General features: G+C 45.8%; 10 protein-coding genes. All 10 read left to right on the top strand.

Going from position 1 to position 14,124, the window contains the following annotated elements:
• Positions 1-2: 2 nt before the first annotated feature.
• The 10 genes from AAHT65_RS17000 (at position 3) to AAHT65_RS16955 (ending at position 13,884) form a co-directional block, all read left to right on the top strand.
• Complete coding sequence (locus AAHT65_RS17000) at positions 3-3,830, top strand: amino acid adenylation domain-containing protein (protein ID WP_343310546.1); 3,828 nt, start codon at positions 3-5, stop codon at positions 3,828-3,830.
• Positions 3,831-3,961: 131 nt separating this feature from the next.
• Positions 3,962-4,345, top strand: a complete 384-nt coding sequence (locus AAHT65_RS16995; RefSeq protein ID WP_010788844.1) for a DUF1360 domain-containing protein — start codon at positions 3,962-3,964, stop codon at positions 4,343-4,345.
• Between the two features lie 147 nt (positions 4,346-4,492).
• Complete coding sequence (locus AAHT65_RS16990; RefSeq protein WP_088117297.1) at positions 4,493-6,046, top strand: glycoside hydrolase family 10 protein; 1,554 nt, start codon at positions 4,493-4,495, stop codon at positions 6,044-6,046.
• A 152-nt stretch (positions 6,047-6,198) separates the two neighbouring features.
• A complete protein-coding gene (locus AAHT65_RS16985) occupies positions 6,199-7,341 on the top strand; it encodes an acyl-CoA dehydrogenase family protein (RefSeq protein WP_010788842.1) in 1,143 nt (380 codons plus the stop codon).
• A 38-nt stretch (positions 7,342-7,379) separates the two neighbouring features.
• On the top strand, positions 7,380-9,026 hold the full coding sequence (locus AAHT65_RS16980) for an AMP-binding protein (protein WP_343310545.1): 1,647 nt from the start codon (positions 7,380-7,382) through the stop codon (positions 9,024-9,026).
• A 14-nt stretch (positions 9,027-9,040) separates the two neighbouring features.
• Positions 9,041-10,369, top strand: a complete 1,329-nt coding sequence (locus tag AAHT65_RS16975) for an acetyl-CoA carboxylase biotin carboxylase subunit (RefSeq protein WP_343311554.1) — start codon at positions 9,041-9,043, stop codon at positions 10,367-10,369.
• 22 nt (positions 10,370-10,391) lie between these two features.
• Positions 10,392-10,607 carry an acetyl-CoA carboxylase biotin carboxyl carrier protein subunit gene (locus tag AAHT65_RS16970; protein ID WP_003328769.1) on the top strand — a complete coding sequence of 72 codons (216 nt, stop codon included), beginning with the start codon at positions 10,392-10,394 and terminating at the stop codon, positions 10,605-10,607.
• 20 nt (positions 10,608-10,627) lie between these two features.
• The gene (locus tag AAHT65_RS16965; protein ID WP_343310544.1) at positions 10,628-11,536 is read left to right on the top strand and encodes a hydroxymethylglutaryl-CoA lyase; all 909 of its coding nucleotides are present in this window, start codon (positions 10,628-10,630) and stop codon (positions 11,534-11,536) included.
• A 16-nt stretch (positions 11,537-11,552) separates the two neighbouring features.
• Entirely contained in the window at positions 11,553-12,335 is a 783-nt protein-coding gene (locus AAHT65_RS16960) for an enoyl-CoA hydratase (protein WP_106271380.1), read from the top strand.
• A gap of 19 nt (positions 12,336-12,354) precedes the next feature.
• Positions 12,355-13,884: an acyl-CoA carboxylase subunit beta gene (locus tag AAHT65_RS16955; RefSeq protein ID WP_343310543.1), complete on the top strand. Its 1,530-nt coding sequence runs from the start codon at positions 12,355-12,357 to the stop codon at positions 13,882-13,884.
• The last annotated feature ends 240 nt before the right edge of the window (positions 13,885-14,124 follow it).

The raw sequence follows: 14,124 nt of genomic DNA, 5'->3' as shown, positions 1-14,124 counted from the left end.
CTATGGATAAAACCAAAAAAATCAAAAATATTTATCCTCTGTCTCACATGCAGGAAGGAATGCTTTTTCATTCCTTCTTGCATGAAAAAGAGGAAGCTTATATCGAACAGTCGCTCTTCACGATAAAAGGAAGCCTCAATTATGATTGGTTTCAGCGCAGCATACAAAAAGTCGTCAGCCGGCATGACATATTCAGATCGGTCTTCCTGCCGCATGTCCCGAATTTGACGGGGCCCCGGCAGGTTGTTCTGGAGGATCGGCAATTGGTTGTCTGCAATGAGGATATTTCGCACCTGTCAAAAACAGAGCAGCACAGCTTTATTGAGCGGTTCAAGGAAAAAGACAAGGCGAAAGGGTTTGATTTGCAAAAAGATACACTTATGCGAATCTCTCTATTAAAACTAGATGACAAGAAGCATATCTGCGTTTGGAGCCACCACCATATTTTAATGGACGGCTGGTGTCTCGGAATCGTCTTGCAGGAATTTATGCATTTCTATCAATCTATCCATTCCGGCAACACCATATCATTGGAGCCGGTCCAGCCCTACAGCACTTATATTTCTTGGCTGGCAGATCAAGACAAGGAGGAAGCAGCGGCTTATTGGAAAACATATTTAGAAAACTACGGCACTCCTTCACCGCTGCCCCGGGTGACTGACCGTGAGATTCAAGAAGGATACCGACGCGAAGAGCTGACATTCGCACTGGATCAAGAGCTGACGGGTAAACTAAAATCAATCGCCAAACAACATGAATCTACACTTGCTACACTCATGCAGACCGTATGGGGAGTGCTGCTGCAGCGCTATAATCGAACGGACGATGTTGTCTTCGGCGCTGTGGTATCAGGGAGGCCTTCAGAGATCGCGGGAGTTGAAACCATGATCGGCCTGTTTATTAATACAGTGCCGGTGCGTATCAAGACAGAGGAAGGAGATACATTTTCCGAGCTGCTTAGACGCTGCCAGCAAAATATGCTGGACGCTGAGCACTTCAGTTTTCAACCTTTATATGATATCCAGTCAAAAACTGCTTTGAAGCAAGAATTAATTGACCATATTATCGTCTTTGAAAATTATCCCTTACAACAAAAAGTGGCAGACTCAGCGGGACATTCTGATGCGCCTTTCGAAATAGAAAATGTAAAAGTGTCAGAGCAATCGGGATACAACTTTAATCTCGTTATCGCTCCCGGTGACGAACTCATCATCAAGTTCAGCTATAATTCGCACGTATTTGATCCTGCATGGATAGCCTGCGTTCGCGATCATCTTACACAAGCTTTACGCTGTGTTGCGGAGAATACAGATATTCCTGCTGCTAACATTTCTGTACTTGATGCTAAAGAGAAGGCCCGTATGATCGAGCAGTTCAATCATACAAAGACCGATTATCCAAAGGACAAGACCATCATCGAGCTGTTTCGGGAGCAAGCAGAAAAGACACCGAAGCTTACGGCACTCGTCTCAGGAAACGCCTCAATGACATATCGAGAACTTGACGAAAGATCAGATGCATTATCCCGTCAGCTTCTTGAAAATGGCCTTGGAAAAAGCGGAATAGCGGGAATCTTGGCAAAGCATTCTCCCGAACTCATCATCAGTATTCTAGCTGTTTTAAAGGCCGGCGGAACCTATCTGCCGCTGGATGCGGAACTCCCTCCGGAGCGGCTTGTCTATATGCTTGAAGAAAGCGAAGTAGCCATGCTCATTATGCAAAAAGGAATGCAGACAGACATTGACTTCCCAAGAAAAGTTATCATTGCCGATGCAGAGGCGTCTCTTAACGAAAACAGTGAACCCGTAAATGTGAGGCACACCCCTGATGATTTGGCCTATATCATGTATACTTCCGGTTCAACAGGGCGGCCTAAAGGGGTAATGATCACTCATCGTAATGTCGTTTCGCTTGTATGCGACAGCAATTACACAGCAGCCTCAACAAACGACCGATTTATTTTGACCGGTTCAATCGGCTTCGATGCTGTTACTTTTGAGATCTTCGGGGCCCTGTTAAAGGGTGCATGCCTGCATGTTGTTGATAAATCAACAATGTTAACGCCTGCTGTTTTCAGTGCCTATTTGCATGACAACAAAATAACAGTGCTATTTTTAACGACGGCCCTCTTTAATCAGTTGGCACAGGTTCAGCCGGGCATGTTCTGCCATTTGCACACGTTATATGTCGGAGGAGAAGCATTGTCGCCAGCTCTCATTAATTCGGTCAGACATGCGTGCCCGAAACTTGCGTTGTATAACATTTACGGGCCGACAGAAAATACAACATTCTCAACATATTTTGAAATCAAACGTGATTATGCGAATCCCATCCCGATCGGAAAGCCGATCAGTAATTCCTCAGCCTGCATTCTGGATTCTAAAGGGCGCCTGCAGCCGATCGGTGTTCCCGGTGAGCTATGTGTCGGCGGGGACGGCGTGGCAAAAGGATATTTGAACAAGCCTGATTTGACGGCAGCCTCTTTCCAACAGCACCCTTACATACCGGGAGAGAGAATGTACCGTACAGGTGATTTAGCCAGATGGCTTCCAGACGGTAATTTGGAATATATCAGCCGGATCGACCGGCAAATCAAAATACGCGGAAAGCGAATTGAACCGGCCGAAATTGAAGCGCGCTTAATGGAAATCGAGGGAGTAAAAGAAGCGGCGGTCACCATCGCAGATACAGGAGAAGAAACACAGCTGTTTGCTTATTATGTCGGGGATGATGGTATAGATGAAGCGGACATCCGCTCTGCTTTATCATCAGCGCTTCCAAACTATATGCTTCCACAGCACTGGGTGCGGCTTGACCGCATGCCGCTTACTGGAAATGGAAAAATCAATCGCAGCGCGCTTCCGGTTCCGGACCGTGTGTCTGTTAATCAGAAAGAAATTATACCGCCGCGAAACTGGGTTGAACAAGAACTGGTCAACATGTGGCAATCAATACTTAACGTACGTCATATTGGCATTCGGGATGATTTTTTTGAACTTGGCGGACATTCTCTCAAAGCTCTTCAAGTCATTCATCAATTGAAGAGCAGCCAGCAGATTGACGTACCGATTGAACTCTTGTTTGAGAATCCGACAATTGAACAGCTAGCTGAAAAACTTTACTCCCAACAGATGTCAGCGGCTGAAGATCAACAGGTAAGCAAACTGAATCCAAACGGCAGGCAAAACCTTTTCTGTTTTCCGCCTATTTCAGGATTCGGCATTTTCTTCAAAGATCTTGCGTCACACTTGGATCATAAAGCTGTTGTGTACGGCTTTAATTTTATTGAGGAAGATCAGCGCATTGAACAATACGTGAACACAATAATGGATATACAGCCTGAAGGTCCATATGTCCTTTTGGGATACTCCGCAGGCGGAAACTTGGCATTCGAGGTAGTTCAAGCAATGGAACAGCGAGGGCTGGAGGTCAGCGATTACATCATAGTGGACGCCTATCGAAAAGGTGTGACTTCTATCGACAACAGCAATGACAGCGACGAAGCGGCTCAGCGCTTGCCTAAATCAGTCAGAGAAGCTGTCATCAAAAAGAAGAAAAACTACCAAGAATACTGGGCACAGTTATCAAATGACGGCCAAATCAATGCAAACATCCATTTCATCGAAGCAGGCATCCAGCCAAAGGACACTTCGGCTTTCGATCTGCAAAAATGGAATGGGGCCTCTAAAGGAGATTGCCGCGAATACACGGGTGCCGGCGCGCACAAAGACATGCTCGAAGCGGCATATTTATCACAGAACGGCGAAATCATTCACGATATTTTAAAAAGCGTAGGTACAGGTGAAAAGACAGCGGCACACAATCGCTGAGATTCCTATAAACCAGACAGGGGGCTTTACCTCCTGTCTGTTTTTTTATGTTTTGAGTAATTCCTTATGTCATAGGAATTGATAGAAGCAAGCATGGGAAGGATAGGGAAAACGCTGATTGGAGGCTTGTCATGGAAAAACTCTCTGGGCTCACCTATATCATGCTTATCCTCGCGAGCTACAGGCTCACACATTTGATTGTATTTGACAAAATTACAGAATTCATCAGAAAGCCTTTTATGAAACAAAAAAGAATAGTTGATGATAAAGGCCATGTTGACCAAAAAAGCGTTCCCAAATCTAATTTTGGCTACATGCTGAACTGCTATTGGTGTGCAGGCATTTGGTGCGCCATATGCGTTGGTTTGGGCTATCTTTTTCTGCCGGGCATTGCAGTTCCCGTGATCTTTATTTTGTCCATCGCCGGGGCTCAGGCCATTCTGGAAACAATAGTGGGAGTCGGCACGAAGCTTATTGCGTTCTTGAAAAGCGCCGCAAAAGAAAATCATACATAAGAAGACCCAAAGCGACATTCAGCTTTGGGTCTTTTTATCTCACATAGGCACCTGTCATGATGTTTCAATCTTTCAATCACTCTTCCGTCACGCAAGAATATCGTAATAACGTATTCTGAAGTACATTTTCATCGGAGGAGGAACAACATGAGAGGCTGCCAGAAGGGGATAGCTTATTTCCTGATCAGCTTATTGATATTGGGAACTTGCTTAATCACCGTTCCGCGCATGAGCAAAGCAGAGGCGGGCCATTATGCAAATAGAGAGTTGCGGGCCGTATGGATCGCCTCTGTCGTAAATATTGATTGGCCTTCAAAAAAGGGGTTAACAGCTGAAAAACAAAAAGAAGAATATATCAAGCTGCTGGATGATGCCGAAGACATGAACATGAACGCGGTCATCGTACAAATTAAGCCGACGGCGGATGCTTTTTATCCATCGGAATACGGACCATGGTCGGAATATTTGACAGGCACACAAGGAAAAGCTCCCGGCTATGATCCGCTGGCTTTTATGATTGAAGAAACGCACAAAAGAAACCTCGAATTCCATGCTTGGTTTAATCCTTACCGTATCACAATGAACCACACGGATATTAATAAGCTGTCTCAAGACCATCCTGCAAGAAAGCATCCGGATTGGGTTGTTGCATACGGAAACCAGCTTTACTATAACCCGGGTATCCCGAAAGCGCAGGATTTTATTGTGAAAGGAATTGAAGAGGTCGTGAAAAAGTACGATATTGATGCCGTTCATATGGACGACTATTTTTATCCGTATAAAATTCAAGGCAAAGAATTTCCCGACACGGAAACGTACGAACAATACGGAAAAAACCGCTTTGATGAAATTGACGATTGGCGAAGAGACAACGTCAACCAGCTCGTGAACCATATCAATACCACGATTAAAAAAGAAAAATCATATGTGAAATTCGGCATCAGCCCATTCGGCGTGTGGAGAAATGCGGCGGATGACCCGAGCGGCTCAGACACAACAGCCGGGGTAACCAACTATGACGATCTTTATGCTGATACAAGAGAATGGATACAAAAGGGCGATATAGATTACATTACGCCGCAAATATACTGGAGCATCGGTTTTAAGGCGGCTGCTTATGACGTGTTAACCCAGTGGTGGAGCAATGAAGTAAGGAACAGACCTGTTCATTTATACATTGGGCAGGCAGCCTATAAAATCAATAACAATAGTGACCCCGCCTGGTCTGATCCCGATGAGTATGCGAGACAAATCACATTAAACCGCCAATCAGAGCTTGTCAGAGGCAGTATCCATTTCAGCCTTAAAGATCTCAACAAAAATCCGCTCGGGCTTAAGGATCGGTTCATCAATGAACTCTACAACAAACCTGCCTTAGTTCCTGACATGCCATGGTTAGATCAGAAGGCGCCAAAAAAACCGAAAGTCAAACGTATTGTGAGCTCAGCTGAGGGTAACACACTGCACATAGAAGATCACAAGTCAAATAACAAAACAAAAGAAACCGCTTACTATGCCATTTATCGAGTAAATGGCAATCAAAAAGAACCATATTTACTGACAACAATGCGGAAAACAGGTGATCACCAAACGTTTTTAGATGAAAGCGCGGAAACAAGCCAGGTATATACGTATTTTGTAACAGCCGCAGACCGGCTCCACAATGAAAGTACACCTTCCAAAAAAGTCACCATCCGCTAATCCTCCTCAAAGGTTAAAAAGAGAATCTCTTTTTAACCTTTTTTTGCATGTTGGACAAACTCCATTAGTTGAATTTTCAGACTTCATTTTGTTTGGAATGAATAAAGAATTCTTCTAATAATATGATAGAAAGCCGAAAAGGAGGCAAAGCTATGAATTTTGACCTGACAAAAGAACAACATATGATTCGTGAAATGGTAAGGGACTTTGCGAAAAAGGAAATCGCCCCGCAAGCTGAATACGTTGACCGAACGGGTGAATTTCCAGTACAAACATTTAACAAAATGGGAGAACTCGGATTATTGGGCATTCCTTTTCCAGAAGAATACGGTGGATCAGGAGGAGACACGATTTCCTATGCATTAGCCGTCGAAGAAATTGGAAAAGTATGCGGCAGCACGGGATTAAGCTATGCGGCAGCGGTGTCCCTTGGCGCCAGTCCGCTTTATTATTTCGGAACAGAAAAGCAAAAGCAAGAACACCTCGTCCCGCTCGCTTCCGGCAAAGCACTTGGTTCATTTGGTCTTACTGAACCGAATGCAGGATCAGACGCCGGAGGCACACAAACAAAAGCGGAACGAAAGGGCGATGAGTATGTCATAAACGGAGAGAAATGCTGGATCACCAATGCAAACTATGCCCGCACCGTCATTGTGACAGCAGTCACAGGCAAAAACGAACTCGGAAAAAATATCATCTCTGCACTGATTGTACCGACAGACACGGCCGGACTGACGATTACAAATCCCTATGACAAAATGGGTGTGCGCGGATCGGACACTGCGGAGATCCTTTTAGAAAATGTCCGTGTTCCGGCGGAAAATTTGCTTGGCGATTCTTCAAAGGGATTTAAACAGTTTTTGCATACATTAGACGGCGGCCGGATTTCGATTGCGGCACTTGCTGTGGGAATCGCGCAAGGCGCGCTGGATGCTTCCTTATCCTATGCAAAAGAGCGGAAGCAGTTTGGACAGTCTATTTCCTCCTTTCAGGCGATTCAGTTTAAACTCGCGGATATGGCGATGGAAATTGACCTTGCCAGACAAATGGTTATAAAAGCCGCTTGGTTAAAGGATAGACAGCGCCCATTTACAAAAGAATCAGCGTTTGCCAAGCTGTTCGCATCTGAAATGGCAACAAGAGCATGCAATCAGGCAATCCAAATTCACGGCGGCTCCGGATACATGAGAGAATACGGAGTAGAACGCATGCTTCGCGATGCCAAGCTGATGGAAATCGGCGAAGGAACATCAGAAATTCAGAGAATTGTAATCGCAAGGCAGCTGCTAAAATGAAATGTAAACGCTTTCCATCATGAGGAGGGGACATCATAGTGGCTGAGTTGATTGACTTGACGATCGGCAGGCTCTTAGAGCAGACAGCAAAACGGCACCCAGATCGTGAAGCCGTTGTTTATCCTGACAGGAACCTCCGGTATACGTACGCCCAGTTTGACCGTTTATGCCGCCGAACGGCAAAAGGCTTAATGAAACTCGGCATCAAAAAAGGAGACCACGTTGCCGTTTGGGCGTCCAACGTACCCGAATGGCTAACGGCTCAATTTGCTGCGGCACAGATCGGCGCCGTCCTTGTAACGGTCAATACAAATTTCCAATCGGCAGAACTTGACTATTTGCTTAAACACTCCGATGCCAGCGCTCTGATTTTAATGGATTCTTACAGGGGGACCTCCTATACAGATATTCTGAACGGTTTGATTCCTGAGTTAAAAGAATCAGAACCGGGCCAATTACAATCCGACCGTTTTCCGTTTTTAAAAACCATTCTTTTTATTGGAGATAAAAGCCCTCCGGGAATGTACCATTGGGATGATATAGCGACATTATCTAAGACAGTGTCCGACACCGAGCTTGATCACAGAATGAACAGCCTGATGAGTGTTGATGTCATTAACATGCAATATACTTCAGGGACGACAGGATTTCCGAAAGGTGTAATGCTCTCACACTTTAACATTATTAACAACGCGGCCAATATAGCGGAATGTATGAAGTTATCTTCAACCGACCGCATGTGTATACCCGTCCCGTTTTTTCACTGCTTCGGATGCGTGCTCGGCGTCTTAGCTTGTGTTTCTGCGGGAGCGGCCATGATTCCGGTACAAGAGTTTGACCCCGCCGCCGTGCTTACAGCGGTCGAACAAGAAAAATGCACCGCATTGCACGGCGTCCCGACCATGTTTATCGCCGAGCTCCATCATAAACATTTTCCTTCTTACGACCTGTCTCATTTAAGAACAGGCATCATGGCAGGCTCAGCCTGTCCGATTGAAGTGATGAAAGCAGTCATTGAAAGAATGGGCATGAAAGAAATCACAATCGCCTACGGCCAAACAGAAGCCTCTCCGGTCATTACGCAAACCCGGGCCGATGATTCCCTTCAAAGAAGAGTCGAAACAGTCGGGCGCGCTTTGCCGCATATTGAAGTCAAAATTGTACAGCCTGGGACGTCCAGAGATGTTGCAAGAGGGGTGCAGGGTGAACTTTGCACACGCGGCTACCATGTCATGAAAGGCTATTATAAAGATCCGGAAGCCACCGCGAGCGCAATAGATGCTGACGGCTGGCTGCACACTGGTGATCTGGCTGTAATGGATGAGCAGGGGTACTGCCGAATCACCGGCAGGTTAAAAGACATGCTGATCAGAGGCGGAGAAAACATCTATCCGCGTGAAATTGAAGAATTATTATATCAGCATCCAAAAGTTTTAGATGTTCAAGTAGTAGGCGTTCCTGATGCGAAATTCGGGGAAGAGGCTGCTGCCTGGATCAAACTGAAAGAAGGACAGACCGCATCGCCTGAAGAACTGCAAGCCTATTGCAAAGGGAAAATAGCCCGTCATAAAATTCCGCGTTATATCGTGTTCACAAATGAATATCCCATGACGGCTTCAGGGAAAATTCAAAAATTCAAATTAAGAGAAAAGGCCATACAACAGTTTCATCTATCATCATTCTAAGGAGGGTATGCATGTTGTTTAAAAAAGTGCTGATTGCCAACCGCGGGGAAATAGCGTTAAGAATCATCCGGACGTGTAAACGTCTCGGAATCGAGACAGCAGCAATCTATTCCGAAGCAGACAAAGAAGCACCTCATACGAAAGCGGCGACAGAAGCCTATCTGGTCGGCAAATCGAGAGTGAATGAAAGCTATTTAAATATAGACAAAATCATAGAAGCGGCAAAAGAGTCGAAAGCAGATGCGATTCACCCCGGGTATGGTTTACTTTCAGAAAATAGTATTTTCGCAGAGCGATGCCGGAAAGAAAACCTGACGTTCATCGGCCCGCCGCCTTCTGTTATCGCAAAAATGGGGAGCAAAATTGAAGCGAGAAAGGCAATGGAAAAAGCACATATTCCCGTAGTCCCAGGCGTCTCCGAGTCACAGTCGGATGTTCATTCAGCCTGTCTTGCCGCACGGAGGATCGGCTTTCCGGTTATGCTGAAAGCTTCAGCCGGGGGAGGCGGGATCGGCATGCAGCTCGTTCACTCGGAAGAGGAACTGATAAAGGCATATGAAGGGAATAAAAAGCGAGCGGCTGACTTTTTTGGCGACGGCTCCATGTATATAGAAAAAGTCATCGAAAACGCACGCCATATTGAAATTCAAATACTGGCCGACCACTTCGGGAATGCGGTGCATCTGTTTGAACGGGACTGCTCCGTTCAAAGGCGGCACCAAAAAGTCATTGAGGAAGCCCCTTCTCCGTTTGTTGATGATGACTTGAGAACGAGGATCGGAGAAACAGCCGTCAAAGCAGCCCGGTCGATCGGCTATACCAATGCAGGCACTATTGAGTTTTTAGTAGATCAGGATAAAAACTTTTATTTTCTCGAAATGAATACCAGACTCCAAGTTGAACACCCCGTCACAGAAGAAATCACAGGCATGGACCTCGTTGAACAGCAGCTAAAGGTCGCTGCGGGAGATAAATTGGCCTTCTCTCAACGGGACATCAAGTGCAGCGGCCATGCGATAGAGGTGAGAATTTATGCGGAAGACCCGAATACGTTTTATCCGTCTCCGGGAAAAATCATTTCTTTCTCCCTGCTGAAGCATCCGGCGGTCAGACATGAATGCGCCGTAGCAGCAGGCAGCACCGTATCCCCTTTTTACGACCCGATGATTGCGAAAATGATTGTAAAAGGAACAAGCAGAAACCAAGCCATTGAACAATTAAAAACGGCTCTCCGTGAATATCATGTAGAAGGAATTAAAACCAATATTCCATTCCTGGAGAAAATCGTCCATTCTGAACCATTTCAAAAGGGAGAAGTGACGACCGATTTCTTAAAGAAATAAGGAGAAAGAGGAGGCGTATTTAATGGGTGCTATATCAATTCAGATGGCAGGTAACCTTTGGAAAATCCACGTCAAGGCTGGCGATCAAATTGAAAAAGGGCAGGAGGTCGCTATTTTAGAATCTATGAAAATGGAGATTCCGATTGTAGCTGACACAGCCGGAAAAGTGAGAGAAGTGAAAAAAAACGAGGGAGATTTTGTTGATGAGGGGGAAGTGCTGATCGAATTGGACCTTTAACCTTAAACAGGAGGTGCGGCATGAAATTCCCGAAAAATGTCCGCGTTAAAGAAGTCGGCCCGCGTGACGGCTTGCAAAATGAGCCGCATTGGATAGAAACAGAGGATAAAATTGCTTGGATTAACATGCTGTCACAGACTGGGCTTTCTTATATTGAAATCACTTCTTTTGTCCATCCGAAATGGATACCCGCGCTTAGCGATGCGCTGGAAGTAGCAAAAGGAATCAATCGTGCAGAGGGTGTCACGTATGCGGCCCTTGTTCCGAATCAGCTTGGATTAGAGAAAGGGTTAGAAGGCAGGATCAATGAAGCCTGTATCTTTATGTCAGCAAGTGAGACACATAATCAAAAGAATCTGAACAAATCCATTGATCATACTACTCACTTGTTAAGTCAAGTAACCCGTGAAGCTAAGCAGGAAAAGCTCACCGTAAGAGCCTACCTATCTACAGTGTTTGGCTGTCCTTATGAAAAAGACGTGCCTATAGAACAAGTGATTCGCCTTTCCGAAACCCTTTTTGAATTCGGTATAGATGAACTGTCACTGGGAGATACGATAGGCGCGGCGAATCCGGTCCAAGTGATAAGCGTACTTGAAGCCCTTTTAAAACGATTTCCCGCCAAAAACATCGCCATGCATTTTCATGATACGAGAGGCACCGCACTTGCTAATATGGTCGCAGCCCTTAATATGGGGATCACCGCCTTTGACACATCTTCAGGGGGGCTCGGCGGGTGCCCGTATGCACCGGGGTCAGCGGGAAACGCCGCAACTGAAGACGCCATTTATATGTTTGAACAAATGGGGATCAAAACGGGTGTGGAGCAACAAATGCTTCTTCCTGCCATCCAATGGATCGAAAATAAGATCGGAAAAGCGCTGCCAAGCCGTAACCTGCAAGTTTTTAAATCATCAGGGCTTTGTTGACTAGAAAGGAGACTCAATGGGAAACAACGTACTTTTTTCACTACGAAAAGAAACAATTGCTGTCGTCACGTTAAACCGGTCTCATGCTGCAAATTCACTATCAGCAGACATGCTTTATGAACTGCAGGACACAGCGCAAAAAATCGAGTCTGATCCGAACATTCGCTGTGTCATTCTAACCGGTTCCGGAGAAAAAGCGTTCTGTGCAGGGGCAGATTTAAAAGAAAGAAGAGGAATGGATCACAGCCAAGTCCGCCGGAGTGTCAGCCTCATTCAAAGCGTTGTTTCGAGGATTGAAGCTCTGCCTCAGCCGGTCATCGCAGCTTTAAACGGAACCGCCTTAGGAGGAGGACTTGAACTGGCACTGGCATGTGACATCAGAATCGCCACAAACGATGTGCGATTAGGCCTCCCGGAAACAAGTCTTGCCATTATCCCCGGAGCGGGCGGCACGCAAAGACTGCCTCGCCTGATCGGACAAGGAAAAGCAAAGGAACTCATTTATACCGGCCGCCGTATATCTGCACAAGAAGCAAAAGAGATAGGCCTGATCGAATATGTAACAGCTTCTTCCGACCTTCTCCCAAAAGCCGAGCAGCTTGCCGGATTCATAGCCGCCAATGGCCCGATCGCCGTCAGACAGGCTAAATTCGCTATAAATAAAGGGTTAGAAACAGATTTGAACACCGGTCTTTCAATCGAGCAAAAAGCATACGAAATCACCATTCCCACAAAAGACAGAACAGAAGGCTTACAGGCGTTTCAAGAAAAAAGACGGGCGAACTATGAAGGAAAATAATAAACGGAGGGAATCGCTGATGAATGATGAAATAGAAAGACAGGAACGCGCAGATGCCATTCAAAAAGGCGGAGCGCAAAAGTATCACGAAAGCAATGAAAAGAAAGGGAAGTTATTTGTAAGAGAGCGGCTCAAGCTTTTGTTTGATGACGGGATTGAACTGGAGGATGCTTTTTTTGCGGAGTGTATGTCCGACGGGCTCCCAGCTGACGGAGTGGTGACAGGGATCGGAAAAATAGGCGGCAAAACAGTTTGTGTCATGGCGAATGATTCAACCGTAAAAGCTGGCTCTTGGGGAACAAAAACTGTCGAAAAAATGATTCGAATTCAAGAAACAGCGGAAAAATTAAACTGTCCGCTGATTTATTTAGTCGATTCAGCCGGTGCGAGAATTACAGATCAAGTCGAAATGTTTCCGGGAAGAAGGGGGGCCGGCCGAATTTTTTACAATCAAGTCAAATTATCAGGTCGGATTCCGCAAATTTGCCTTCTGTTTGGACCATCTGCCGCAGGAGGAGCTTATATCCCGGCATTTTGCGACATTGTCGTCATGGTTGAAGGCAATGCATCCATGTATTTAGGTTCTCCCCGCATGGCCGAAATGGTGATCGGCGAAAAGGTTTCACTTGAAGAAATGGGCGGGGCGCGCATGCATTGTTCCGTCTCAGGATGCGGAGATATTCTCGCTCGGAATGAACAGGAAGCAATTGAATTGACACGCACGTATTTGTCCTATATCCCGGCAAGCTATATGGAAAAAGCCCCTACAAGCCAAACTCGGCCGCCGAAACATTTTGAGAAACCGCTATCCGATGTGATCCCTAAAAATCAAAACGCTCCATTTAATATGATGGATTTGATCGAGCGGGTGATTGACGAAGATTCATTTTTTGAAATCAAGGGCTTATTTGCGCCAGAACTGATTACAGGACTCTCACGGATAGACGGACAGCCGGTCGGCATCATCGCGAATCAGCCGAAAGTAAAAGGCGGAGTTTTATTTCATGATTCAGCGGATAAAGCGGCCAAATTTATCACCTTATGTGACGCTTTTCATATCCCGTTGCTTTTCTTAGCCGACATACCGGGCTTTATGATAGGGACAAAGGTCGAGCAGGCGGGCATCATCCGCCATGGTGCAAAGATGATTTCCGCCATGTCAGAAGCCACCGTCCCCAAGCTCTCCGTCATTGTCAGAAAAGCCTATGGAGCCGGTTTGTACGCCATGGCCGGGCCCGCTTTTGAACCGGATTGCTGTTTAGCGCTGCCGACGGCCCAGATCGCCGTTATGGGGCCTGAGGCTGCCGTAAATGCTGTGTATGCGAAAAAAATCGCCGAACTCCCTGAAGAGGAGCGGGCGCGCTTCATCAATGATAAGCGGGAGGAATACAAGCAGGACATTAATATATACCGTCTCGCCTCAGAAATGATCATTGACGGAATTATCCCAGCCAATTCGTTACGCGACGAACTCAATAAACGCCTTACAGCCTACATGACAAAAGATTTGACATTTACACACAGAAAACATCCGGTTTACCCAGTTTGATTACGTAAGGAGGGAGGAGCCTATTAACAAAACAAGCTGTTTCGGCATATAGGCTAATGTACCGCCAATATTGAAGTTTTAAAAAGAGGGCTGGTAAAGCGCTCTTTTTCTAATTATAAAATATCATCAGTTATCTGCACTAAAACGCCGGGGGCAGACCGGCATACCACATTAATTGACCATAACTGAATTATGTAAACTAATATTAACATCATTCCGCCTGGCTAATTGTGTGATTCT

It is taken from the genome of Bacillus atrophaeus, assembly GCF_039519175.1.
GTDB lineage: Bacteria > Bacillota > Bacilli > Bacillales > Bacillaceae > Bacillus > Bacillus atrophaeus.
Note: the sequence above shows the minus strand (reverse complement) of the source record. Positions and strands in the feature narration are given on the sequence as shown.

Bases quoted from the DNA above. Each gene is read 5' to 3' on its own strand.
- AAHT65_RS17000 (WP_343310546.1), top strand. From the start codon at position 3: ATGGATAAAACCAAAAAAATCAAAAATATTTATCCTCTGTCTCACATG.
- AAHT65_RS16995 (WP_010788844.1), top strand. From the start codon at position 3,962: ATGGAAAAACTCTCTGGGCTCACCTATATCATGCTTATCCTCGCGAGC.
- AAHT65_RS16990 (WP_088117297.1), top strand. From the start codon at position 4,493: ATGAGAGGCTGCCAGAAGGGGATAGCTTATTTCCTGATCAGCTTATTG.
- AAHT65_RS16985 (WP_010788842.1), top strand. From the start codon at position 6,199: ATGAATTTTGACCTGACAAAAGAACAACATATGATTCGTGAAATGGTA.
- AAHT65_RS16970 (WP_003328769.1), top strand. From the start codon at position 10,392: ATGGGTGCTATATCAATTCAGATGGCAGGTAACCTTTGGAAAATCCAC.
- AAHT65_RS16965 (WP_343310544.1), top strand. From the start codon at position 10,628: ATGAAATTCCCGAAAAATGTCCGCGTTAAAGAAGTCGGCCCGCGTGAC.
- AAHT65_RS16960 (WP_106271380.1), top strand. From the start codon at position 11,553: ATGGGAAACAACGTACTTTTTTCACTACGAAAAGAAACAATTGCTGTC.
- AAHT65_RS16955 (WP_343310543.1), top strand. From the start codon at position 12,355: ATGAATGATGAAATAGAAAGACAGGAACGCGCAGATGCCATTCAAAAA.